This is a genomic window from Mesorhizobium waimense (assembly GCF_003601975.1).
GTDB lineage: Bacteria > Pseudomonadota > Alphaproteobacteria > Rhizobiales > Rhizobiaceae > Mesorhizobium > Mesorhizobium waimense.
Window position 1 is genome coordinate 223,953 of record NZ_QZWZ01000004.1, and the last position, 23,647, is coordinate 247,599.

Consider the following 23,647-nt stretch of genomic DNA (forward strand, 5'->3'; position numbering starts at 1 on the left):
ACGCCGGCTTTCGCCAATCGCCAGCGTTGCAGGTGAAAGGTGACGGACAACTCGCCAGTCCTCCAAACAAAAACGCCGCGGTCCAAGCCGCGGCGTTTCGAAACCAGTGTCAGTAACCTCAGCTCGAAGGCTGAGGCTCCATGCCGCCTTCGGGCTCGGGACCCTTCTTGCGGCGGCCGCCGGTACCGGCTTTCGGCACGGCCGAGCCACGGCTCGGCGGCGTGTCGTCGCCGAGGTCGCGGGCCGGCTTGTGGCCGGCGATCAGCTGCTTGATCTCCTCGCCGGTGAGCGTCTCGTATTCGAGCAAGCCCTGCGCCAGCGCGATCCATTCCTTCTTCTTCTTGGTCAGCACGACCTTCGCCGTCGAATAGGCGTCGTCGATCAACCGACGCACTTCGGCGTCGATGATCTGCGCCGTCTCTTCCGAGATGTTCTGCGTGCGCGCCACAGAGTGGCCGAGGAAGACTTCTTCCTGGTTGTCGCCATAGGCGACATGGCCGAGTTTGTCGGAGAAGCCCCAGCGCGTGACCATGGCGCGCGCCAGCTTGGTCGCCTGCTCGATGTCCGAGGACGCGCCCGAGGTGATGTTCTCCTTGCCGAACTTGAACTCCTCGGCGACGCGGCCGCCCATCATGATCGCAAGCCGCGAGACCATGTACTTGTAGCTCATCGAATAGCGGTCGCCTTCCGGCAACTGCATGACCATGCCGAGCGCGCGGCCACGCGGGATGATAGTCGCCTTGTGCAGCGGATCGGCCGACGGCACGTTGAGCGCCAGGATGGCGTGGCCGGCCTCGTGATAGGCGGTCAGCTCCTTCTCGGCCTGCGTCATCGCCGACGAGCGACGCTCGGCGCCCATCATGATCTTGTCCTTGGCGTCCTCGAACTCGGCCATGGTGACGAGACGCTTGTTGCGCCGCGCCGCCATCAAAGCGGATTCGTTGACGAGGTTCATCAGGTCGGCGCCGGAAAAGCCCGGCGTGCCGCGCGCGATGACCTTGAGGTCGACGTTCGGCGCCAGCGGCACGTTGCGCACATGCACCTTGAGGATCTTCTCGCGGCCGACGATGTCGGGGTTCGGCACCACCACCTGGCGGTCGAAGCGGCCCGGACGCAACAGCGCTGGATCGAGCACGTCCGGCCGGTTGGTGGCGGCGATCAGGATGATGCTCTCGTTGGATTCGAAGCCGTCCATCTCGACCAGCAACTGGTTCAGCGTCTGCTCGCGTTCATCATTGCCGCCGCCGAGGCCGGCGCCGCGATGGCGGCCGACGGCGTCGATTTCGTCGATGAAGATGATGCAGGGCGCGTTCTTCTTGGCCTGGTCGAACATGTCGCGGACACGGGATGCGCCGACGCCGACGAACATTTCGACGAAGTCCGAACCGGAAATGGTGAAGAACGGCACGTTGGCTTCACCGGCGACCGAGCGGGCGAGCAGCGTTTTGCCGGTTCCGGGAGGGCCGACCAGAAGCACGCCGCGCGGGATCTTGCCGCCGAGACGCTGGAACTTCTGCGGATCGCGCAGGAATTCGACGATCTCTTCCAAATCTTCCTTGGCTTCGTCGACGCCGGCGACATCCTGGAAGGTGACACGGCCATGCGCTTCGGTCAGAAGCTTTGCCTTCGACTTGCCGAAGCCCATGGCGCGTCCGGAGCCTGACTGCATCTGGCGCATGAAGAATATCCAGACGCCGAGGATCAGGATCATCGGCAGCCAGGAGATCAGGTAGCCGAACAGCGAGTTGGAACCGTCGGATTCAGGCCGGGCATTGATGGTGACGTTCTTGTCCTGCAGCCGTGTGACCAGCGACGGGTCGCCAGGCGAATAGGTCTGGAAGCCGGTCGAACTGTCGGTGTAGGTGCCGGAGATGCGGGCGCCGGCGATCGTCACCGTCTTGACCCGGCCCGCCGAGACATCCTGCAGGAACTGCGAATAGGCGACCTCGCTCGAGGCGCCGCGCGTCTGCGGCGTCTGGAACAGGTTGAACAGGGCGATGAGCAGGACCGCTATGATCGCCCAGAGCGCGAGGTTGCGATAATTCGGATTCATCTAATGTCCCGTTGGCGCCCGCACGCGGACACACATGATGAGAGGAAGCTTGTGCCTAACATAGGGAGAGCGCCTCCCCTTGCCAAGCATAACAGCACGTCTGGGTTAAGCTTTCGCCCATGATCACCCGGCACTGTGGCCGCGGAAAGGCAGGGCCGGTAGCGGCGGCGCGCCGATCAGCCCTGCAACGGCTGCAGCAGGTGCCAGATCGAAGGACGGCAGGAAGCGGGCAAAGGGCGCCACGACAGGAGACACGCCGACCGTCGTCGGCACGCCGCTCTCGCCCGCAGAACCCAAGCATTCGGCCCCACGCCAAAGCGCCGGCTCGGCGGCCAGGGCGGCGCGCGCAAGGCTCGGCGGCGTGCCGTCTTCGGCAACAGCACGCTTTGCAGCCGCAGCCTGTCCGAGCGGCGCGATCAACAATGCGCCTGACCTGTCGCCCAATGTGATCCGCCGACGGCCGTCCCAAAAGACATCGCCACTGGCCGGCGCCGCCAAGGGCAGACCGCGCGCTTCCCGGCGCAGGAAGATGCCGGCGCGCCGCGCGTCGACCACCGTCCGCGACAATGTGGCGCAAAGCGGTCCGGCCCGCAGCCGGCGGAACAGCGCTTCGCTGCGCGCCTCGTCGGGTGGGAAGGATACGCCGCCAATAGTCGCCAAAAGGATGCGCATGGCGTAGATGGCTGCCGGGGCATCACCAGATGTCGCGAAGGCAGGGTCGAGACGGATGAGTCCGTTGGCCGGCATGGTAGCAAATTCACGGATCAGCATGGCCGCGCGCTGCCCGAGTTCTTCGCGCTCGACGCCAGCCTGCCCGGCCTGCGCAATCAGCTCCGCGAAACGCCGCTCGCCACCCTCGCCGGCAAGGTTTGCCCGGATGCGCGGCCGTTCGAAATGCGCGTCCACGTTGGTCGGATCTTCGGCCCAGGTGACATATTGGCTCTGCAGGATGTCACGCAAAGCTTCGCGCCTCATGCCAAGCAAGGGCCTGACGATCCAGGTCCGCCAATCGTAGAGCGTGGCCGGCGCCATGCCGGCAACGCCGCGGCCTGCCATTTCGGCAGGTCCTCGGCCCTCATCCCGCGCGTGCCGCATCAGCACGGTCTCAGCCTGGTCGTCAGCGGTGTGGCCGGTCAGGATCAGGTCGATGCCCTCGCTTTGCGCGGCCTGCGCCAGCAGCCGGTAGCGCGCCTCGCGCGCGGCGGCGGGCAGGCCGCTCGATGGCTTTGGTCCAGACCAGCGAAGTGTGCGATGCGCGATGCCGCGCTCGGCACAGAGGATGGCCACCGCTCGCGCTTCCGCCGCCGATCCAGGGCGCAGATCGTGATCGATCGTCACCGCCAGCAGTCTGGTGGCCGGCGCGGTGCGGTCGAGATGGTTTTTGAGGAGAAGGAGGAGGGCGGTCGAGTCGCTGCCGCCGGACACGGCTGCAATGGCGCCGTTGGTAAAGTCGATCTTGGAAAAATCCGAAAGGTCAGGCCCAATAAGGTCAGGCCTGGTATCGCGCGTCAGCACGCCGCGAGCGCCCTTTCCTGCTTGATACGTTCCTTGAGCGCGCTGGAAAGGTCGGGATAGCGCTTGCCGATCTCGCCGAAGGTGGCGCAGGCCACGTCGTTCTGCTTCAGGCCGACCAGCGATACGCCGAGCTTCAAAAGCATGTCGGGAGCCTTCTTGGCCTTCGGATAGTCCTTGCTGGCGGCGAGGAAGATCTCGGCCGCGTCGCGGTATTTCTGCTGGCCGAGCAACGACTCACCCAGCCAGTAATGCGCGTCCGCCGCCTTGGCGTCCTTGGGGAAGCGACTGATGTGGTCGCGGAAGCCCTGTTCGGCGGTGCCGTAGTCCCCCGACAGGATGAATTGGTAGGAGTTGCGATAGAGCTCGTCGGGATTGTTGGTGGACGGCAGCGCCGCAACCACTGTGCCGTCGGGCTTGCCGGTCTTGGGCCCGGTTGCCGGAGCCTCGGTGGCCGGAGCAGCAGTCTCCGCCGGCGCGCTCGCCTGCGTGTTGCCTCCGGCCTCGACCACATTGCCGTTTTTGTCGACGGTGATGGTGCCGAACGTCTTCGGCGGCGCGCCGGTGATCACCTTGCCCGGATCGCCGGTCTGCGATTCGACAATGACCTCGCCGACGCTCTGGCCACCCGCCGACGGCGTGCCCGCATCGGCAGGTGCCTGCGTCGCCGGGGCCTCGGCGACGCTGTTGTCGGTATTCTCCGGTGCGGCGTCCGACTTCTTCTGTGCCGGCGGCTGCTGGGCCCCCTGCGTGCCGCCTTCAAGCTGCTGGAAGCGGAACTCGTTGTCTTCCTGCTGCTTGCGCATCTGCTCCTGCATCTGCAGGATCTGGAAATTGAGTTCCTCGATCTTGCCGTTCATCTGCCGAAGCTGATCTTCCAGGCCGGTGCCGGCAGGGTCCTGTTGCGCGACCTGCTGCTGGTCCGGCTTTTTCTTCTGGCCGAAAATACCCAGCGTCGGCAGGTGGAAGGAGAACCCGCTGTCTGCTGGCTGCCCGGTCTCGCTTGCCGGGGCGGCGATGCTTGATACGAGCAGCAGCGCAAGCGTGCCGCTCAGGACCGTTCTGAAATGCATTATGTCTCTCGCCGTGAAAATCGTTGGTCTGTTGCGCCCTTCCGATCAGAGTGGGACCAAGCGCCCTCGGCTCATAGCAGGGCCTGAGACTTCGGCCAAATTTTGTTTGGCCGAAGGATATCGAAGCGGCACATGAAAAAGGCGGCCCCGAGGCCGCCTTTCGCACAGGTGTGTTGTATTTTTGCCGATCAGGAACCGGCGCCACTCAGCGTGGTAACGGCGCGGCGATTCTGCGACCAGCAGGAGATGTCGTCGCAGACCGCGACCGGACGCTCCTTGCCGTAGGAAATCGTCTTCAGGCGCTGCGCCGAGACACCCTTGGCGACCAGGAAGTCGCGGGTGGCGGCGGCACGGCGGGCGCCAAGCGCCAGATTGTATTCGCGCGTGCCGCGTTCGTCGGCATGGCCTTCGATGACGATGGCATACTGCTTGTACTGGTTCAGCCACTGTGCCTGGCGGGCAAGCGTCGTCTGCGCATCGGCGCGGATCGAGGACGAGTCGGTGTCGAAGAAGATGCGGTCGCCGATGTTGACAGTGAAGTCCTGCGCCGATCCGGGGGTCGCCGCGCCGGCGCCGTTAAGGCCGAGATCGGCGGCGCTGTTCGGGGTCTTCTTCGAGGCGCAACCGGTGATGGCGAGCATCGCGACCAGCGCGATCATCACCGGGTTTCGAGTAAGTGCTGCGATACGGCCCATGCCGCCTCTCCTTCGCATTTCGAGTGATTTCGTTGATCACCCAGTAACCACGTTTGGGTTAACCGGCATTCAAGAAACACGGTTAAAATTTGGTTTCGGCTGCCCGTCCGCAGCCCTTTTGGCGCGAGCCACAATGGGCGCGGACCGTAGGCGGAAATGCGGCCAAAACGCGACCAAGGCATGAAAAAAGCCCCAAAATAGGGCTTTTCCGGCACCGTTACCGAATTGCAACTGAGCAACGGATGCTCGACCCGAACATCGGTTGCCGGGACTACTCGAGCAGCGGCGACCAGGCCGGATCCGAGGCGAAGTTCGAGGTCGGGATCGACTGCTCGTTGCGGCCGGTGAGATCGACCGAGATGAGCTTCGGCCCGCCATTGGCATCGCGGAAGAACATCAGCACGCGGCCGTTGGGCGCCCAGGTCGGCCCTTCCTGCTGGAAGCCCGAGGACAGGATGCGTTCGCCCGAGCCGTCGGTCTTCATGACGCCGATCTGGAATTCACCGCCGGTCTGCTTGGTGAAGGCGATGAGGTCGCCGCGCGGCGACCACACCGGCGTCGAATAGACACCGTCGCCGAACGATATGCGGGTCTGGCCCGAACCGTCGGCGCCCATCACATAGATCTGCGCGCGGCCGCCACGGTCGGAGGTGAACACCACCTTGCTGCCGTCCGGCGAATAGGACGGCGAGGTGTCGATTGCCGTCGAATTGGTCAGCCTGGTCGTCGAACGGCTTCTCAAATCCATGGCGAAGATGTTGGAATTGCCGTCGTCGCGCAGCAGGCTCATGATCACCTTCTGGCCGTCAGGCGAGAAGCGCGGCGCAAAGGTCATGCCGGGAAAGTTGCCGACCAGTTCGCGCTGCCCGGTCTCGATCTGCAGCAGATAGACCTTCGGCTGGCCGCTCTCATAGGACATGTAGGTTATTTCCTGCCGGTTCGGCGAGAAACGCGGCGTCAGCACGATCGCCCGGCCATCCGAGAGGTAGCGCACATTGGCGCCGTCCTGGTCCATGATGGCCAAGCGCTTCTTGCGCGCGTTCTTGGCGCCGGATTCGTCGATGAAGACGACGCGGGTGTCGAAATAGCCCTTCTCGCCGGTCAGCCGCTCATAGATGGCATCGGCGATGATGTGGGCGACGCGCCTGGTGTTGGCGTCGTTGGCGAAGAACTGCTCGCCCGACATCTGCTGGCCGGCGAATGTATCCCAGAGCCGGTACTGGGCACGGATGCGGCCGTCGGCCTCCTTGCCGACACTGCCGGTCACCAGCGCCTGCGCATTGATCACCTTCCAGTCATCGAAGCGGGGCTGAGCATCGGGATTGGAGATTTTCTCGATGAAGGCGCTCTTGTCGATCGGCGCGAACAGACCCGAACGCTTGAGATCGGCGGTGACGATGTCGGAAATCTCCGCCCCCAGCGCATCGCCGCCCTGGAAGTCGGTGATGGCGATCGGCAGCGGCTCGACATTACCCTTGTTGACGTTGAGCTCGACGAGCGCCCACGCTGGCAGCGGCACCGCGGCGGTCATGCCCAGCGCCATCGCTGCAATCGTCAGGAGCGGCTTGAGGAAAGATCTCATATCTTCTCGCTTCTCTTCTTTGATTGTGTGGACGCCAGACCTAGAGGCCAAGCATCTCCCTTGGATCGAAGGTGACCCGGATGTCGTTCCAGATGTCCTGCTTGCCGGCGGGAACCTGCAGGCCGGCCACATCGCATTTCTGCACCGCGCGCACGGCGCTTTCGTCGAACTGGCGGTTGCCACTCGATTGCTCGACAGATGGACGGCCGTCCAGCTTGCCGGAGGTGTCAAGATTGAACCGGACCACGACGACGAAGTTCTCCGAACCCTCGAGCCCGACCGGCAGGGTCCAGCAACCGCCGAGCTGACTTTCCAGCGCCCCCTGCTCCGACTTGGAAAGCTTCGCGCCCTGATCCTTGTCGCCGCCAAGTGACGATTGCTGGGTCGAGCGCTTGGCGCCACCGCCCGACGGCTTCTGCTTGTCGAGCATGGCGGAAATCTCGTCTGCGTTGAACTGCTTGTCTTCCGACTTCGGTTTGGAGGAGGCCTCCTTGGCCGGCTTTTCGGCGTCCTTGCGGTCCGGCGCCTTGGCGCTTTCGGCCTGCGCGGGCTTCGGCTTCGGCCGGGCTTCCGGCGCCGGTGCAGAGTCGGGCAACTGCGTCGTCTCGGTCGGCGGCTCCTGGGCAATAGCTTCGGCGACGGCGTCGGGCTTGACCTCGGGCTTCGGGTCGATCGCGGCGGTCTTGTCCTCCGGCGGCGTGGGGGCAGGCTCCTTGGCCGGTGTCGGCTTGGGCTCCGCCTGCTTGACCGGCTCTGGCTTGACCTCTTCCTTCGGCTGCGGTACCGGCGCCACTTCCGTCGCCGGGATAGGCTTCGGCTTTTCCTGCGGCTTCGGCACGTCCTCGGGCTTCGGCTTCTCGACCGGCGTTGGTGCCGGCGGCGGCGCCGACGTCATGTCGACCGGCTTCGGCTTGGCCTCCGGCGTTATCGGCTTGTCGGTATCGACGCTGTTCTCACCGATCTTCTTGGCATCAGGAACGATATCGGGACGCTGGGTCGGCACCGGCGCCGGCTTGTCATGCATCACCGCCTTCTTATCGCCCTGCAGCACCTGCGCCATGGCCTCCGTCGGCACGATGTCAACCGAAACAGACTCCACATCAGCCGCCGGCAGCGCAGCCGGCGACGACAGCGTGAACAGCCCGAGGGCGAGCGCCACAGTATGCAAGATTACCGATGTGGTGAGCCCGGTCCTCATCTTCTTGTCTATTGATCCTGTTCCTGCAGCGAAACCAGGCCGATATTCTTGTAACCGGCGGCCGAAATGCGGGCCATCACCTTCATGGCCGTGCCGTAGTCCGTCAGCTTGTCGCCACGGATGAAGATGCGCTCGTCATAGCCTGTCTTCGAGATCGCCTGCAGCTTCGCCACCAGTTCGTCGATCGGGATCTCGGTTTCCTGCAGATAGATCTGGCCGGAGGCGTTGATGGAGACGGTGATCGGCTGCGTATCGACATTCATCGCCTTGGCTTGCGTATCCGGCAGGTCGATCGGCACGCCGACCGTCAGCAGCGGTGCTGCAACCATGAAGATGATCAAAAGCACCAGCATCACGTCGACCATCGGCGTGACGTTGATTTCCGACATCAGCGCATGATGGCGGCCGCGCCGCCTGTGGCCGCGCCCGCCGCGTCCCGACATGCCTACGGACATACCCATGTTTGTACCTCAGGCCTTCTGCACGACTTTTTCATCGATTTGGCGCGAGAGTATGGCGGAGAACTCGTCCGAGAACCCTTCCATGCGCACCGCGATCTTGTTCGCATCCGATGACAGCTTGTTGTAGGCGATGACCGCGGGAATGGCGGCGAGCAGGCCAATGGCCGTGGCCAGCAGCGCTTCGGCGATGCCGGGTGCCACCACCGCCAGGCTGGTGTTCTTCGACGCTGCGATGGCCTGGAACGAGGTCATGATGCCGATGACGGTGCCGAACAGGCCGATGAAGGGCGCGGCCGAACCCGTGGTCGCGAGAAAGCCGAGCCGGCCTTCCAGCCGCTCCATCTCGCGCGTCAGCGCCAAGTCCATCGCCTTGTCGATGCGGGTCTGCAGGCCAAGCGGCGATTTCGCGCCCTTTTCGAAGCTCTTCTTCCATTCGCGCATGGCGGCAACGAAGATCGCGCCCATGCCGGTGGTCTTGCGGTCGGCCAACGTGCGGTAAAGCTCTTCCAGCGACTGTCCCGACCAGAATACCTGTTCGAAGCGGTTGAGCGCCAGCCGCATACGGGCATAGGTGACGAGCTTGTCGACGATGATCGCCCAGGTCCAGATCGATGCGAAGAGCAGGCCGATCATGACCAGCTTGACCACCCAACTGGCCTGCATGAACAGCGCCCAAATCGACAGATGCGCGCCCGGTTCGGCGAGTGCGATGTTTTCCATGGTTACGTCCTTAAAGATTTTCCGGGCATCGCTGGCGGCTGGCCCATGGGCATCCCTTGTGGTCCGTTCGTGCGAAGCTTGAAGCTTGCGGGAGCAACCCCGAAATGCGCCGTTCTCGGCCTTTTCGGGGCAAATATTGGTCAAAGGAAGGCGTTCGGATTCCGCCAATCTTCACCAATCTCTTCATGAACCGTTATGGTTAAGGATGGGTTAGGACGCAAAGCGCGGCGCATTGCCGCGCCTCCGGATTGCTTGGCCGGCGGTCGCGTCTGTTATTCGAATCGTTGCCGAGGTCGCCGATGCGAGAAATATCAGCCGCTGGCCTTGGGTAAGAAAGCCGCGACCCAGTCTTTGGGAAAGCGCCTTGGCCTTCCGTTCTCGCCGATGATCGCCGCCTCGACCCGCGCCTCGACCAGCACTTCGCCGCCGCGCTTAAGCTGTTGCGCCATGACGATGCGGGCGCCGGAAATGTCCTCGGTGCGCGTGTCGATGGTCAGGATGTCATCCATACGGGCGGGCGAGCGGAAATCGATCTCCATGCGCCTGACCACCCAGACGATCTTTTCGCCATGCTTGCCGTCGGCCAGCTCGGTGTGGTGGACACCGGCGAGCCTGAGATAGTCGGAACGGCCGCGCTCGAAGAATTCGAGATAGCGCGCATGGTAGACGACGCCGGAGAAATCCGTGTCGGCATAATAGACCCGCGCCATCAGCCGGTGGCCGAATTCCGTCAGCGCGCCGGAAAGCCCGGCCCGAAGCGTTGCCGATTCACCATGATCGTCCATTGCGCTTTCCTTTTCGGGCATGAGCAGGCAGGTGTTGCGGCGCGGGAACCGGATGGCACTGTTGGGCGCGATGATCAAGACCTTGCTGGCGATGCTGCTGGTGCTGACCAATCTGGTGCTGCCTGGCCAAGCGGCGACCTTCTCCATGAAGCGCGGCCTCAACCTCGACCAGTGGACGACCTGGGTCGGCGAGGAGAAGTGGAACGACCCGAAAGCCATCCTGCCCTTTCCGGAATGGCGCAAAGTCCTTGGGGACGATGACCTCAAGGCGCTGAAGGATGCCGGCTTCGATTTCCTGCGCATGCCGGTCGATCCCTCGCCTTTCCTCTCCGACGAGACGGTGGCGTTGCGCGACGAGCTCTATGCCAGCGTGCTGGACTCGGTGCGCATGATCAATCGCGCCGGTCTGAAGGTCATCGTCGACCTGCACCTGATCCCGTCCGGCGGCAGCCGCAAGATTGGCATGAGCGAGGTGATGGACGATCCCGAGACCTTCGACGCCTATGTCGAAATGGTGCGCAAGATGGCGCGCACGCTGGCTGCCGAAAATCCGCGCCAGGTCGCCTTCGAGCCGATGAACGAGCCGATCGTCGACTGCGACGGCGACGGCACCAGCCTGTGGCCTGACCGGCAGCTGAAGCTGTTCGCGGCGGCGCGCTCCTCGGCGACCAAGCTCACCTTGATCCTGACCGGGGCTTGTTATTCCAACGCCGCCTCGCTGGCAAAGATCGACCCGAGGATGATCGCCGACGACAACATCATCTGGACCTTCCATTCCTACGATCCGTTCCTGCTCACCCATCAGGGCGCAACCTGGGCCGGCGATTTCATCCGCTACGTCACCGGCCTGCCCTTTCCACTGACCGCGGTGCCGCACGCTCAGCTCGATGTGGCGCTGGATACGATCCGCGCCCGGATCAAGGCTGAAGCGCCATGGACACGACAGAACGGCATGCTTGCCTATCTCGACGAGCAGGTCGCCAGCATGGACACGGACGAAAAACTGCTTGCTCTGATGGATGCACCATTCAAGACGGTGGAAGGTTGGGCCAAGGCCAACGGCATCAAGCCGGAAAACATCACGTTGGGCGAGTTCGGCATGATCCGCCAGGAATACGGCAATTCCTATGTGATGCCGGGCGATTACCGCGCAGCCTATGTCAGCGACATGATCGCACGCGCCGAAGCGCACGGCTTTTCCTGGTCGGTGTGGAGTTTCGGCGGCGCCTTCGGCATCGTCGATGCTTTCGACGGCGACAAGGCCGAGCCTGAAGTGATGGACGCGATCAGGTCGCTTCACTGAGGCTCCTGAGGTTGGAGCGCATCAGACGGAACCGAGATCGATCTGCAGGATCTCCGGGCGCATGCCGAAGCGCACGGGCATAATGCTAAAGCCGAGCCCGCCGGATACGATCAGGTTGCGGTCCTGTTCGACGACATGGCCATAGGCGTAGCGGTTGCCGAACCGTGACGGCACGACCGGCGAATACCCGAACAACCTGACCTGTCCGCCATGGGTGTGGCCGGAGAGGGTCAGCGAAACCCGCCACGGCACCTTCGGAAAGATATCGGGTTCGTGCGCGAGCAGGATGACAGGCGCACTGTCGCTAACCTTGGCCAGCGTACCATCGAGATCGTCCAGACCTTTGAAGCCGGTCCGGCCCCAAGCCTGGCCAGGGCGTAGCGCCAGCTGATCCGCAAGTCCGGCAAGCCAGAAGCCGTGTCCGTCCTTTTCCAGGCGCACGACATCGTTCTCCAGCACCGGAATGCCGACGGCCTCCAGCGCCTTGCGCGAAATCGTTGGCCCAGCCCCGGCCGCCTGCGCGGCACGATCCTGCCACCAGTCATGATTGCCGAGGATCGACCAGACGCCGAGCGGTGCCTTCAGCCCGGACAGAGCGGGGGCCCATTCCGATGCCTCCACCCAGTCCGATATCAGGCGCGTGCCGGCCGGAAAATCGCCAAGCAGGACGATCAGGTCCGGTTGAAGCGCGTTCGCCTCGGCGGCAAGCGAGGCGATCCGCTCGGGCGTCATCCACGGCCGGCAAGCATGGATGTCGGCCAGCGCGACGACGCGCAGCTTGAGACCTGCCGGCCAATGCGGCGGTGTCAGCGCATAGCGCTTCACATGCGTCAGCAGCATCGGCTCGATGCCGACTGCATAGGCGCTGAGCGACACGGCTGACAAGAACGAGGCCCCCATGAAACGAAGGAAACCACGTCTGGTGATCATCGGTCGGCTCCGGCAGTTCCTGGAATGGCAATTCCATTGAGGAGCTTGCCTTAGAGCCAGCAATTGCGCCTTCACGCTGGCGGAGGCGAGGAGATTTTGCGCAGAAGAGCCGTTCCTCGGGCGACCGACGAACAAATCTCCGTTACTCTTCCTGGAACAGGCTGATCTGCTGCTGCGCCAGGTCCTTCGGCGCATCGAGGCCGAGATGGCGCCACGCATTGGCGGTCAGCACACGGCCGCGCGGCGTGCGCTGGATGAAGCCCTGCTGGATCAGGTAGGGCTCGATGATGTCCTCGATGGCGTCGCGCGGCTCGGAGAGCCCCGCCGCGATGGTCTCGATGCCGACCGGCCCGCCGCCGAAATTGCGGGCGATCATCGAGAGATAGCGGCGGTCGAGCGCGTCGAGGCCGAGCGCGTCGACCTCCAACCTCGTCAATGCTTCGTCGGCGATCCGGCGGTCGACATGGCCGTCACCGGCAACCGATGCGAAATCGCGTACCCGGCGCAGCAGCCGGCCGGCGATGCGCGGCGTGCCGCGGGCGCGCCGCGCTATCTCAAGCGCGCCGTCGTCGCCCAGTGGCATCGAGAGAATCCGGGCACCGCGGCGCACGATCTGCTCCAGTTCCTCGACCGTGTAGAAATTGAGCCTGACGGGAATGCCGAAACGGTCGCGCAGCGGATTGGTCAAAAGGCCGAGCCTTGTGGTGGCGGCAACCAGCGTGAAACGGGCGAGGTCGATCTTGACCGAGCGCGCCGCCGGCCCTTCGCCGATGATCAGGTCGAGCTGGAAATCCTCCATCGCCGGATAGAGGATTTCCTCGACCGCCGGATTGAGCCGGTGGATCTCGTCGATGAACAGCACGTCGCGGTCTTCGAGATTGGTGAGCAGGGCTGCCAGATCGCCGGCCTTGGCGATGACCGGGCCCGAGGTCGAGCGGAAATTGACGCCGAGCTCGCGCGCCATAATCTGCGCCAGCGTCGTCTTGCCGAGACCGGGCGGACCGACGAACAGCACATGGTCGAGCGCCTCGCCGCGCCCCTTGGCTGCATCGACGAAGACCTTGAGATTGGCCCGCACCGCTGCCTGGCCGACGAAGTCGTCAAGCGTCTGCGGCCGCAAGGTCTGCTCGGCATCCTCGCCGCGTTTGTCGGGGGCAATCAGGCGGGGCGAAAGGCTCATGCTGCCTTCCTTGCACAGGGCAGGGAACGGAACAAGCGACGCCTCACCGCGCCAGTTCCTTCAGCCCAAATCGAATGAGCTTCGAGGCATCGGCGCCCTCGCCGGCTGTCTTCAGCGCCGCCGACACCGCATTGGCGGCGATGTCGCGCGAATAGCCGAGATTGACCAGCGCCGAGACGGCATCGGTGATCGGCGCAGGTGCGACGCCCTCGCCGAGCTCCTGCTTGAGACCGATGGTGCCGGAGGCAGCACCGGCATAGGCCGGCGCCTTGTTCTTCAATTCGGTGACGATGCGCTCGGCCACCTTCTTGCCGACGCCAGGTGCCCGGCTGACCATGGCGATATCGCGCAGCGCGATCGCGTTGGCGAGATCGGCCGGCGCCATCGTCGAGAGGATAGCCAGCGCCACCTTGGCGCCCACGCCCTGCACATTGTTCATCAATAGCCGGAACCACTCTCGCTCCAGCACCGACTGGAAGCCGTAGAGCCTGATCATGTCCTCACGCACATAGGTCTCGATGAACAGCACCACCGCTTCGCCAGGCGCCGGCAATGAAGCCAGCGTGCGCGCCGAGCAATAGGCGACGTAGCCGATGCCATGCACGTCGACGATGCAGAAATCCTCGTCGATCTCGTCCAGCGTGCCTTTGAGCTTGCCGATCATGCTTGATCCCTCATGCCAGCGCCGCCATCCGGTAGGCGACGCTCTGCCGGTGGTGCGCGTGGCAGATGGCGATGGCCAGCGCGTCAGCGGCGTCGTCGGTGTCGAAGGTCGCCTTCGGCATCAACACCTTGACCATCATGTGGATCTGCTTCTTGTCGCCATGGCCGACGCCGATCACCGCCTTCTTGACGGCGTTGGGCGCATACTCGGCAACCACCAGCCCGGCGCGCGCCGGCACCAGCATGGCGATACCGCGCGCCTGGCCGAGCTTTAGCGTCGCCGTCGCATCCTTGTTGACGAAGGTCTGCTCGACCGCCGCCTCATGCGGCATGGCGGCGTGCAGCACCTCGGCCAGCCCGTCATGCAACTGGCAGAGCCGCACCGCCAGCGCCGCCTTGTCGTCGGAACGCACGGTGCCGGAGCCGACGAAGCGCAGCGAATTGCCGAGGCTCTCGACGATGCCCCACCCGGTGCGCCTGAGCCCCGGATCTATGCCGATGATGCGAATCGTTTCCCCCATCCGCCAACTTTACCCTTGGCGGCAAGCGATGCCAGCGAAATGTGAACAAACCAGAAACGATGCCTCACAGCAACTCACTGGCTGCTTGAAAGTTCGCTCTGTTGGGAGAAATGCAGCGGCTTTTCAGCCGCGGGCAAAGGCCGTGTTCAGCAAGCTGATCTGGTCGGAAACCGGATTGGCGCGGCGAACCGCCGGCGGCGCATCGGCGAAGGCGTTGCCGTAGATCTCCTCGTCCATGCGGCGCACCAGCGCCTGCAGGCGCAGCGAGCGGGTGACGAGGTCGAGAAAATCCGACGGCAATTCGGCCCAGCCGATCGCTTCGTCATGCGCGGAAGCGGTGTCGAGACGCACCTTGGACTTTTCGGACGCGACCTGGTCGCGGGTCATCTCGCCGGAATTGGCCGCCCGCTGCAGAAGCAGCCAGGAAGCGACCTGCATCAACCTTGTGGTCAGCCGCATCGATTCGGCCGCATAGAGGGTCGCAGCCGTCCGCGACAGCTTCTTGGCCTCGGCGCGGCCCTTGCCGTCGAGATATTCGGCCGCCTGCTCGACCAGGCCCATGCCCTCCTGGTAGAGTGGCTTGAAGGACTGGGAGAAAACCCGGCGCTCCGCCAATTTGATGGTTTTCGCGCTTCCCTTGGAAGGCTCGTTCATCGCTACGCCCCTGCACGGCCACAAGCCGATTCGGCATCGTATGCCGTCACGCCCTGAACCCTAAATGACTGAAGCTTGAAAATGCGCTTCGCCGGCGGTGAAGGCAAGCACATGTTTAACGAAGGGTTAACGGTGGAGGCGGCGTGGATGTCGCGCCGGCAGCGGGCAAAAAAAGAGCCGCGGATAAGGCGGCTCTCAGAAGTTTAACAGGGAGGCGTCAAACAAAGTGGCTCCAACCACTCGGTAAGAATCCAGATCACTGGATGCGCATAGTAAACGCCCGTAAAGCTTAATGAACCCTTAACAAGGTCGGAAAAATTCTCCCGGCGCCGCAAATCTGTCCCGCTTCGGGACAGGGCGGGCATCGCCCACACCCGTGACAAACGGGCGTCGATACAAGCCGGTCTCCCTCCCGACATCGTTCCGAAACAGCCGCCACGCTAAACGCCCGCTCCTCTGAACCGGGCGGGGCAAATCGCTCCGCTGCAATCACCAGAACACTCAGGAGCAAAGCATGGACTGGTACTCGATCGTCAAATTTCTCCACATCGTCTCGGCCACCCTGTGGGTCGGCGGCGGTTTCGTACTGTTCCTGCTTGGCCTGCTTGCCGAGCGCGCCGGCAACATCGAGGACAAGCTGCAGGCGATGCGCGCCAGCGGGCAGCTGGGCGGCCGTTTCTTCGCGCCGATGTCGATGCTGACGCTCATCTTCGGGCTCATCATGTGCGGCTTCTGGGTTGGTTTCTCCGACCTGTGGATCCTGATCGGCCTTGCCGGCTACGCCACGACCTTTTCGATCGGCATGTTCATCTTCAAGCCGACCGCCGAGCTTATGGCTGGCATGATCGCCAAGGATGGCGTGACGCCGGCCGCCCTTGCCGTGGGCCAGCGCATGATGACTGTAGCGCGCTTCGACTATGCAGTCATGCTGGTCATTGTCGCCGACATGGTTCTCAAGCCCAGCGCGCAGGACATCGCCGTCCTTGCCGGCATGGCGCTGGTCGTGCTGGCAGGCGCCACGCTCGCCTTCGGCGGCAGCCGCCGGCTGGTGCCGAGCGGAGCCTGACGCCACCATCTAGAAAAGGCCGGCGACACCATCCCACAAAAGCTTGACCGCGACGACCGCCACGGTGGCGTAGGTGAACGGATAAAAAATCTCCGGCCGCATGCGCCGCACCAGCCAGGCGCCGGCGATGGTCGAGAGCGGCGCCAGCGGCATCAGCACCGCCGATGCGGTCAAATTGGCGGTGTCGAACTGGCCGAGCGCGAAATAGGGAATGAGCTTCAGCGCATTGGTGGCGGCGAAGAAGATCGCCGATGTGCCGGACAGCACCTTGGGATCGAGCCGGATCGGCAGCGCATACACCTGGAAGGGAGGGCCGCCGACATGGGCGACGAAGCTGGTGAAGCCGGCGACGGTGCCCCAGAAGGCAGCCGCCACGCGATTGTGCGCCGCCGCATGGTCGGCACCGTGGCGGAACTGCAGATAGAGCCAGCGCAGCACGAAGATCAGCGCGACCGCGCCGACGATCAGCCGCACCATCTCTTCGGTAACCAAAGCTGCCGTCAGCCAGCCGAGGCCGATACCGATCACCGCTCCCGGCATCATGTCGACCAGCATCTTGCGGTCGTAGACGCCCCACCATGTCCAGACCGAAACGATGTCCATCAAGCACAGGATCGGCAGCAGGATGGCGGCGGCCTGCACCGGCGGCATCGTCAGCGCCATCAACGGCACACCGACAAAGCCGACCGCCCCGCCAAAGCCGCCTTTCGACAGGCCGACGAGAATGACCGCCGGAAGGGCGGCGGCATAGAACCACGGATCGGCGAACAGACCTGACATGAGAGGAGAGAGGTGGCTGGAGGAACGGCGGGAACCCTGCAATAACCCAGAAACCTTCGCGCCGCGACAGCCAATATTGGAGGCAGCCGCTGCTGACGATCAACTGTCCGTAACCCGCCGCTCGCGGATTTGCGGCGAGGCTGCTGCCGATGCATAAGGTCGCCGGCCTGTGCACAAGGTTTTTAAAATGAGCGAAATCACCATCCGCCGCGCGAAAGAAGCCGACCTCCCGGCCATCGTCGCCATGCTTGCCGACGACGCGCTCGGCCGCGGCCGCGAGGACACCAGCGAACCAATTGCCAGGGCCTATCGCGATGCCTTCGCGGCTGTCGACGCGGACCCCAACCAGTTTCTCGCCGTCATGACGGAAGACAGCCGCGTCATCGGCACGCTGCAGATCACCTACCTTGCCGGGCTGTCGCTCCAGGGCGCCTTGCGCGGCCAGATCGAAGCCGTCCGCATCGCCGATGACAGGCGCGGGTCAAGGCTGGGGCGGCGCCTGCTGGAGTGGGCGGTCGAAGAGTGTCACCGGCGCGGCTGCAGGCTGGTCCAACTGACGACCAACAAGAGCCGCCTCGACGCGCATCGCTTCGATGAGCGGTTGGGCTTCAAGGCCAGCCATATAGGCTACAAGCTGGAACTCTTGATCAGCTCCGGCCGGTAAGGGCCTCCAGCGGCGGCGGGCGTCTGCGGATCGGCTGCCCCTTGATGATGGCCGTGCTGGTTTCCGCCTTGTCGGCGATACGGTCGAGCAGGTGATCCAGCTCGCCGATCGAACGCACGAACAGCCGCGCGACAAAGCAGTCGTCGCCGGTCACCTTGTCGCATTCGCCGAATTCGGGAATTTCCTCGATCAGCTTCTGCACGATATGCAGCTTGCCCGGCAGCGGGCGGATGCGCACGATCGCCTGCAGCGAAAAGCCCAGCGCCTGTGGATCGATCTCGATGGTGAAGGCCCGGATGACGCCGCGCTCCTCGAGCCGGCGCAACCGCTCCGAGACGCTCGGCGAGGACAGCCCGACCTGCTGCGCAAGGACTTTCAGCGAAGTCCGTGAATCCTTCACCAGTATCTCGAGAAGCTTCCTATCCAGCTCATCCAGCATTTTTATTTCCTGAATTAAAATGTCGTGAATACCTAATTAAATTAGGCATCGCCTCGGTTCCTTATTTACTATCTCATGGAATGAGCCCGAGCAACATGGGATTGTCAGGCATTGATGATCTCGGGAGCAAGCTATGGACAACACAGTGCGCGGCACGATCGAAATGACGGCCGCAATGGCGATCCTCGGCACGATCGGCTGGTTTGTCGTCATGTCGGGTCAGCCGATCATGGACGTGGTGTTCTGGCGCTGTGCCTTCGGCGCCGTCACGCTGCTGGTGATCTGCGCCGCACTTGGGTTGCTGCGCGGCAGGCTGACGCTTCGCATCGTGGTGATCGCCGCCCTCGGCGGTGCTGCCATCGTCATCAACTGGCTGTTGCTGTTCAGCGCCTTTTCGCGCGCCTCGATCTCGATCGCCACCGCCGTCTACAACACCCAGCCTTTCATGCTGGTCGGCTTCGGCGCGCTCTTCTTCGCCGAGCGGTTGACCCTGACCAAGCTGACCTGGCTTGGCATCGCCTTTGCCGGCATGCTGCTGATCGTGCAGGCGACGCCCGATGCCGGCCCCGGTTCTGGCACCATCGGCACCGACTATTTCACCGGCATCGCGATGGCGCTCGGGGCAGCCTTCTTCTGGGCCGTCGCCGCCATCGTCACCAAGAAACTCAAGGGCACGCCGCCGCAGCTGATCGCACTGATCCAGGTCTGCGTCGGCGTCGTCATGCTGGCGCCCTTCGCCAACCTTTCCAATCTTCCCGCCAACGCGTGGAACTGGACCATGCTGGCCACGCTCGGCATCGTCCACACCGGCCTGATGTACATATTGATGTATGGCGCCATCCAGAAGCTGCCGACGCAGCTGCAGGGATCGCTGTCCTTCATCTATCCCGTCGTGGCGATCCTGGTCGATGTCGTTGCCTTCGGCCACCGGCTGCATCCCGCCCAGATCATCGGCGCCGCCGCCATCCTGATCGCCGCCGCCGGCATGAATCTCGGCTGGACGCTGTGGAAATCGAAACCGCCGCTCGAAAGCCCTCAAGCCGTCAAATGAACCTGCGGTCGGCCGCCCGTCGACGATCGTAAACCAAGGCCATCGCAATGATCCCCGCCGGCCTGTTCAAGGCGGGCGCTTTGTTCTATGCCGCAATGCAACCATCTTCGCCCGGCATAGGCGAAAACCGGGATCGAAAGCCAATGAACGACGCCACACCGCCCAACCGCTGCCGCATCGTGCTGATCGCGCCGAAAGACGCGCCGGCCGAGCGCATTGCGGCGGCCTTCGAGGGTGGCGACGTCGCCTCGCTCATCCTGCCTGAAAACGGCATGGACGAGGCCTCCTTCCAGGCCTTCGCCGAACAGATCGTGCCGCTCGCACAGGCCGCCGGCATCGCCGTCGTCATCGCCGGCGACAGCCGCATCGCCGGACGCGTCCAGGCCGACGGCATCCATGTCGAGGTCTCCAAAGGCGAGCTCGCCGAGACCATCGAACATTTTCAGGGAAAAATGATGGTCGGCGCCGGCGGCGCCAAGACCCGCGACGACGCGCTGGAACTCGGTGAAGCCAGGCCCGACTACATCTTCTTCGGCCGCTTCGGCTACGACAACAAGCCGGAGCCGCATCCACGCAATTTGTCGCTCGGGCGATGGTGGGCGGATATGATCCAGATTCCGTGCATCGTCATGGCCGGCTCCGACATCGCTTCCGTCGAAACCGTGGCCGCCACGGGTGCCGAATTCGTGGCGCTGTCCAGCGCCGTTTTTGCCGACGGCATCGACCCGAAGGCGGCGGTCGCCACCGCCAATGCGATGCTCGACGAAACCGCGCCGCGTTTCGGGGACTGACGTGCGCTGGCTGCGTTTTACTCTCCTGGCGCTGGTCGTGGCCGTTGCGGTCCAGCCCGTCTCTGCCGCGCAGACCGTTCCGCTGCCGCAGCCCAAGCCGGATGGAGGCGCGCATGTCGACAAGCCGATCGAGACGCCGCTGCCGCAGCCCGCCACCACGGCACCTTTGCCCTCGGCCGACACCATCAATCCCGACCGTTTCGGCGCCAAGCCGGCGGATCCGGCCTATGGCGCCTTTCAGCGCGGGCTCTACAAGACCGCCTACAATCTCGCTCTGGTGCGCGCGCAGAACGGCGATCCGGCGGCCGAAACGCTGGTGGCCGAGATCCTGTCGCGCGGGCTTGGCGTGCCGCTGAACGCGGCGGAAGCCGCGAAATGGTACGCGCTTGCCGCCGAGCAGGGCGTGCCGGAATCGCAGTTTCAGTACGCGCTGATGCTGCTCGACGGCCGCTACGTCAAGAAGGACGAGAAGGGCGCCTATGCGCTGATGCAGGCCGCCGCCGAGGCCGGCAATCGCCTGGCGCAGTTCAATTTTGCGCAATTGCTCGTCCAGCAGGACCCGGGTGATGTCGGCATGGCCAAGGCCGCGTCCTACTACGAACGGGCCGCGGCCACCGGGCTCGCCGACGCGCAATATGCGATGGCGCAGATTTATGCCAACGGCATCGGCGGCAAGCCGCGCGACGATGCCCAGGCGCGCACCCTTTTGGCGCAGGCCGCCAGGCAGAATTACGATACGGCGCAGATCGACCTCGCCACCTGGATGATCGAAGGGCGCGGCGGCACGCGCGACCTCAAGTCCGGCTTCGGTTGGATGAAGCAGGCCGCCGAGGGCGGCAACGTCGCGGCCCAGAACCGCCTCGCCAAGCTCTACATGGAAGGCATCGGCACCGACCCCGACTTCGTCCTTGCCGGCGCCTGGTACGTCGTCGCCCGCCGCGCCGGGCTGATCGATCCGCAGATGGACGATTTCCTGCAAGGCCTGACCGACGACCAGACCAGGCAGGCGCTGCAGAAGGCCAACCGCCTGCCCTGACCGGCCCCGCATTGTCATGCCCAGCCTGCTCGCCGACGGCCGGCCTGCAAGGCAATGGCCTCGCCACGGTTCAGGGCCGCCTCGCCTCGCTCCCTTGCCTCTCCTGGCGATTTGTGGTCTTGGGAGCGCCAAATCGCCTTTCGCGGCGAACATCTCATTCCGGATCACATCAACATGGCCAAGATCAATGGCAACGAAATCCGTCCCGGCTATGTCATCGAGCACGATGGCGGCCTGTGGGTGGCGGTCAAGACCAACACCGTCAAGCCCGGCAAGGGCGGCGCCTACAACCAGGTCGAACTGAAGAACCTCATCAACGGCACAAAGCTCAACGAGCGCTTCCGCTCGGCCGAGACGGTCGAGCAGATCAGGCTGGAGATGAAGGACTTTTCCTTCCTCTACGAGCAGGGCGACGCGCTGGTGTTCATGGATACCGAGAGCTACGAACAGCTCGAACTGCAGAAGGATTTCGTCGGCGACCGCGCCGCCTTCCTGCAGGACGGCATGATGGTGACGGTGCAGCTCTATGAAGAGCGGCCGATCGGTATTTCGCTGCCCGACCAGGTGACGCTGACCATCACCGAGGCCGACCCGGTGGTGAAAGGCCAGACGGCGGCCTCGTCCTACAAGCCGGCGATCCTGGAAAACGGCATCCGCGTTCTCGTGCCGCCGTTCATCGGCGCCGGCGAGCGCATCCTCGTCGACACCAACGAAATCACTTACATTCGCCGCGCCGAATAAGGCTGCGAGCAGCGGGAAGAACAAAAATGGCGCGTTCCGCGATCCTCAATGTCATGGTCCAGGCTGCCATGAAGGCCGGCCGCTCGCTGTCGCGCGACTTCGGCGAAGTGCAGAACCTGCAGGTATCGATGAAGGGCCCGGGCGACTATGTCAGCCAGGCCGACCGCAAGGCCGAGGACATCCTGTTTACCGAGCTCTCGAAGGCACGGCCGGGTTACTCCTTCCTGATGGAGGAGCGCGGCGCCGTCGAAGGCGATGACGGCCAGCACCGCTGGATCGTCGACCCGCTCGATGGCACCACCAATTTCCTGCACGGCATTCCGCTGTTTGCCATCTCGATCGCACTCGAGCGCCAGGGCCAGATCGTCGCCGGCGTCATCTACAATCCGGCCATGGACGAGCTCTACACCGCCGAGCGCGGCGGCGGCGCCTTCATGAACGACCGTCGGCTGCGCGTCGCCGGCCGCACCAAGCTGGTCGACGCGGTGATCGGCTGCGGCATGCCGCATCTCGGACGCGGCCAGCATGGCAACTTCCTTGTCGAACTGCGCAATGTCATGGCCGAGGTTTCGGGCGTGCGCCGCCTCGGCTCCGCCTCGCTCGATCTCGCCTATGTCGCCGCCGGCCGCATGGACGGGTTCTGGGAAGTCGGCCTGTCGGCCTGGGACATCGCCGCCGCCCTGCTCTTGATCCGCGAAGCAGGCGGCTTCGTTTCCGACTTCGACGGCGGCCAGGACATGCTGGACAACGGCTCGGTCGTCGCCGGCAACGAGATCATCCAGCGCGCGCTGTTGAAGACGGTGAAGAAGCCGGTTACGCCGCGCTAGTGCAATTCCAGGAAAAGTGCGTAGCGGTTTTCCGTCCGGAATTGCGTACGACAAATACTCAGGGCGGCTCAACGATTCTACCAAACTGAAGCGCTCTGACGAAGGTTGCCGCGCTGAAGCGCCGCAGTCGCAAAATCGCAACCAAAGCTTGAAATACTGTCCGGCAACCGCCCAGATACGGGCGATGCAGGACTATTCATGAGCGACACCGGACCACAATTGCAGCTCGAAATCCCGTCGATGGGCCGTTGGCACTATTCGCGCGCCGAAATGATCGCCGACGGCATCGTGCATGCGGTGGGCATCGTGCTGGCGATCTCGGCCGGCTCGGCGTTCCTGGCGCTGGCGGCCTTCCATGTCGGTCCCGGGGAGTATATCGCGGCCGCCTTCTACGTCGTGTCGCTGCTCACCGTCTTGTCGGTGTCGCTGGCCTACAATCTGTGGCCGGTATCATCGCCGGCGAAGTGGATCCTGCGCCGCTTCGACCATGCCGCGATCTATCTCCTGATCGCCGCGACCTACACGCCCTTCCTCGCCCAGCTCGACGGCTCTCCGCTGGCTGTCTCGATGATCGTCCTGGTCTGGATCTCGGCGGCGATCGGTATCGCCATAAAGGTGTTTCTTCCCGGCCGCTTCGACCGGTTGGCGGTCGTCTTCTATCTCGCCATCGGCTGGAGCGGCATCGTCCTGGTCGGCCCGCTGGTGCAGACCTTGCCGACGACGTCGATCGCGCTGATCGTCGCCGGCGGCGTTGTTTACTCCTTGGGCGTCATCTTCTTCGCATGGAAGGGCCTGCGCTTCCACAACGCGGTCTGGCACGGCTTTGTCGTGACCGGCGCCGGCCTGCATCTGGCCGCCATGGTCGACTGCCTGGTGATAAACCGCTTCTAAGCTTTGGCCTGCAATATTGCCAAGCGCCATT

At 64.0% G+C, this 23,647-nt stretch carries 25 protein-coding genes; 9 read left to right on the forward strand and 16 right to left on the reverse strand.

What is annotated here, in order from left to right; genetic code table 11:
- Positions 1–118: 118 nt before the first annotated feature.
- The 9 genes from ftsH to ybgC all read right to left on the reverse strand — a co-directional run bounded on the left by ftsH (position 119) and on the right by ybgC (position 10,079).
- Positions 119–2,053, reverse strand: coding sequence for an ATP-dependent zinc metalloprotease FtsH (gene ftsH, locus D3227_RS07890; RefSeq protein ID WP_120013543.1), 1,935 nt, complete (start codon positions 2,051–2,053; stop codon positions 119–121).
- A 123-nt stretch (positions 2,054–2,176) separates the two neighbouring features.
- Positions 2,177–3,568 (reverse strand): tRNA lysidine(34) synthetase TilS, encoded by a 1,392-nt coding sequence (gene tilS, locus D3227_RS07895; RefSeq protein ID WP_120013544.1) that lies wholly within the window; start codon positions 3,566–3,568, stop codon positions 2,177–2,179.
- The gene (ybgF, locus tag D3227_RS07900; protein ID WP_120013545.1) at positions 3,562–4,638 is read right to left on the reverse strand and encodes a tol-pal system protein YbgF; all 1,077 of its coding nucleotides are present in this window, start codon (positions 4,636–4,638) and stop codon (positions 3,562–3,564) included. The genes tilS and ybgF overlap by 7 nt, the downstream gene beginning before the upstream one ends.
- A gap of 188 nt (positions 4,639–4,826) precedes the next feature.
- Positions 4,827–5,333: a peptidoglycan-associated lipoprotein Pal gene (pal, locus tag D3227_RS07905; protein ID WP_120013546.1), complete on the reverse strand. Its 507-nt coding sequence runs from the start codon at positions 5,331–5,333 to the stop codon at positions 4,827–4,829.
- 271 nt (positions 5,334–5,604) lie between these two features.
- Entirely contained in the window at positions 5,605–6,876 is a 1,272-nt protein-coding gene (tolB, locus tag D3227_RS07910) for a Tol-Pal system beta propeller repeat protein TolB (protein ID WP_245451690.1), read from the reverse strand.
- 79 nt (positions 6,877–6,955) lie between these two features.
- Positions 6,956–8,113: a TonB family protein gene (locus tag D3227_RS07915; RefSeq protein ID WP_120013548.1), complete on the reverse strand. Its 1,158-nt coding sequence runs from the start codon at positions 8,111–8,113 to the stop codon at positions 6,956–6,958.
- 8 nt (positions 8,114–8,121) lie between these two features.
- Positions 8,122–8,574, reverse strand: a complete 453-nt coding sequence (gene tolR / locus D3227_RS07920) for a protein TolR (RefSeq protein ID WP_006200115.1) — start codon at positions 8,572–8,574, stop codon at positions 8,122–8,124.
- Positions 8,575–8,583: 9 nt separating this feature from the next.
- A complete protein-coding gene (gene tolQ, locus D3227_RS07925; RefSeq protein ID WP_120013549.1) occupies positions 8,584–9,294 on the reverse strand; it encodes a protein TolQ in 711 nt (236 codons plus the stop codon).
- Positions 9,295–9,605: 311 nt separating this feature from the next.
- Positions 9,606–10,079 carry a tol-pal system-associated acyl-CoA thioesterase gene (gene ybgC / locus D3227_RS07930; protein WP_120013623.1) on the reverse strand — a complete coding sequence of 158 codons (474 nt, stop codon included), beginning with the start codon at positions 10,077–10,079 and terminating at the stop codon, positions 9,606–9,608.
- A gap of 52 nt (positions 10,080–10,131) precedes the next feature.
- On the opposite strand from ybgC, the gene D3227_RS07935 reads away from it, so the two are divergent.
- Positions 10,132–11,382, forward strand: a complete 1,251-nt coding sequence (locus tag D3227_RS07935; protein ID WP_120013624.1) for a glycoside hydrolase family 5 protein — start codon at positions 10,132–10,134, stop codon at positions 11,380–11,382.
- 21 nt (positions 11,383–11,403) lie between these two features.
- On the opposite strand, the gene D3227_RS07940 is transcribed toward D3227_RS07935, so the two are convergent.
- From D3227_RS07940 to rcdA, 5 genes are all read right to left on the reverse strand, one after another.
- Positions 11,404–12,312 (reverse strand): metallophosphoesterase, encoded by a 909-nt coding sequence (locus D3227_RS07940; RefSeq protein WP_120013550.1) that lies wholly within the window; start codon positions 12,310–12,312, stop codon positions 11,404–11,406.
- A gap of 142 nt (positions 12,313–12,454) precedes the next feature.
- Complete coding sequence (ruvB, locus tag D3227_RS07945) at positions 12,455–13,492, reverse strand: Holliday junction branch migration DNA helicase RuvB (protein WP_006200120.1); 1,038 nt, start codon at positions 13,490–13,492, stop codon at positions 12,455–12,457.
- 43 nt (positions 13,493–13,535) lie between these two features.
- Complete coding sequence (gene ruvA / locus D3227_RS07950) at positions 13,536–14,156, reverse strand: Holliday junction branch migration protein RuvA (RefSeq protein WP_120013551.1); 621 nt, start codon at positions 14,154–14,156, stop codon at positions 13,536–13,538.
- 10 nt (positions 14,157–14,166) lie between these two features.
- Entirely contained in the window at positions 14,167–14,676 is a 510-nt protein-coding gene (gene ruvC, locus D3227_RS07955; protein ID WP_120013552.1) for a crossover junction endodeoxyribonuclease RuvC, read from the reverse strand.
- Positions 14,677–14,799: 123 nt separating this feature from the next.
- Entirely contained in the window at positions 14,800–15,330 is a 531-nt protein-coding gene (rcdA, locus tag D3227_RS07960) for a protease adaptor protein RcdA (RefSeq protein WP_120013553.1), read from the reverse strand.
- Positions 15,331–15,844: 514 nt separating this feature from the next.
- On the opposite strand from rcdA, the gene D3227_RS07965 reads away from it, so the two are divergent.
- Complete coding sequence (locus tag D3227_RS07965; RefSeq protein ID WP_120013554.1) at positions 15,845–16,396, forward strand: DUF2269 family protein; 552 nt, start codon at positions 15,845–15,847, stop codon at positions 16,394–16,396.
- A gap of 9 nt (positions 16,397–16,405) precedes the next feature.
- On the opposite strand, the gene D3227_RS07970 is transcribed toward D3227_RS07965, so the two are convergent.
- On the reverse strand, positions 16,406–17,176 hold the full coding sequence (locus D3227_RS07970) for a sulfite exporter TauE/SafE family protein (protein ID WP_120013555.1): 771 nt from the start codon (positions 17,174–17,176) through the stop codon (positions 16,406–16,408).
- Between the two features lie 187 nt (positions 17,177–17,363).
- On the opposite strand from D3227_RS07970, the gene D3227_RS07975 reads away from it, so the two are divergent.
- Positions 17,364–17,840, forward strand: a complete 477-nt coding sequence (locus D3227_RS07975) for a GNAT family N-acetyltransferase (RefSeq protein ID WP_120013556.1) — start codon at positions 17,364–17,366, stop codon at positions 17,838–17,840.
- Here D3227_RS07975 and D3227_RS07980 read toward each other — a convergent pair.
- Positions 17,824–18,279, reverse strand: coding sequence for an Lrp/AsnC family transcriptional regulator (locus D3227_RS07980; RefSeq protein WP_120013557.1), 456 nt, complete (start codon positions 18,277–18,279; stop codon positions 17,824–17,826). The two genes, D3227_RS07975 and D3227_RS07980, sit on opposite strands and share 17 nt — an antisense overlap.
- A gap of 133 nt (positions 18,280–18,412) precedes the next feature.
- Between D3227_RS07980 and D3227_RS07985 the strand changes: the two genes are divergently transcribed.
- The 6 genes from D3227_RS07985 to trhA all read left to right on the forward strand — a co-directional run bounded on the left by D3227_RS07985 (position 18,413) and on the right by trhA (position 23,616).
- Complete coding sequence (locus D3227_RS07985) at positions 18,413–19,330, forward strand: DMT family transporter (protein WP_120013558.1); 918 nt, start codon at positions 18,413–18,415, stop codon at positions 19,328–19,330.
- A gap of 143 nt (positions 19,331–19,473) precedes the next feature.
- Positions 19,474–20,121, forward strand: a complete 648-nt coding sequence (locus tag D3227_RS07990; RefSeq protein ID WP_120013625.1) for a thiamine phosphate synthase — start codon at positions 19,474–19,476, stop codon at positions 20,119–20,121.
- Positions 20,081–21,157, forward strand: coding sequence for a tetratricopeptide repeat protein (locus D3227_RS07995; protein WP_425374483.1), 1,077 nt, complete (start codon positions 20,081–20,083; stop codon positions 21,155–21,157). The genes D3227_RS07990 and D3227_RS07995 overlap by 41 nt, the downstream gene beginning before the upstream one ends.
- A 174-nt stretch (positions 21,158–21,331) precedes the next feature.
- Entirely contained in the window at positions 21,332–21,898 is a 567-nt protein-coding gene (gene efp / locus D3227_RS08000; RefSeq protein WP_006200133.1) for an elongation factor P, read from the forward strand.
- 26 nt (positions 21,899–21,924) lie between these two features.
- Positions 21,925–22,725, forward strand: a complete 801-nt coding sequence (locus D3227_RS08005; protein WP_006200134.1) for an inositol monophosphatase family protein — start codon at positions 21,925–21,927, stop codon at positions 22,723–22,725.
- A gap of 198 nt (positions 22,726–22,923) precedes the next feature.
- Positions 22,924–23,616 (forward strand): PAQR family membrane homeostasis protein TrhA, encoded by a 693-nt coding sequence (gene trhA, locus D3227_RS08010; RefSeq protein ID WP_120013560.1) that lies wholly within the window; start codon positions 22,924–22,926, stop codon positions 23,614–23,616.
- Positions 23,617–23,647: the final 31 nt, after the last annotated feature.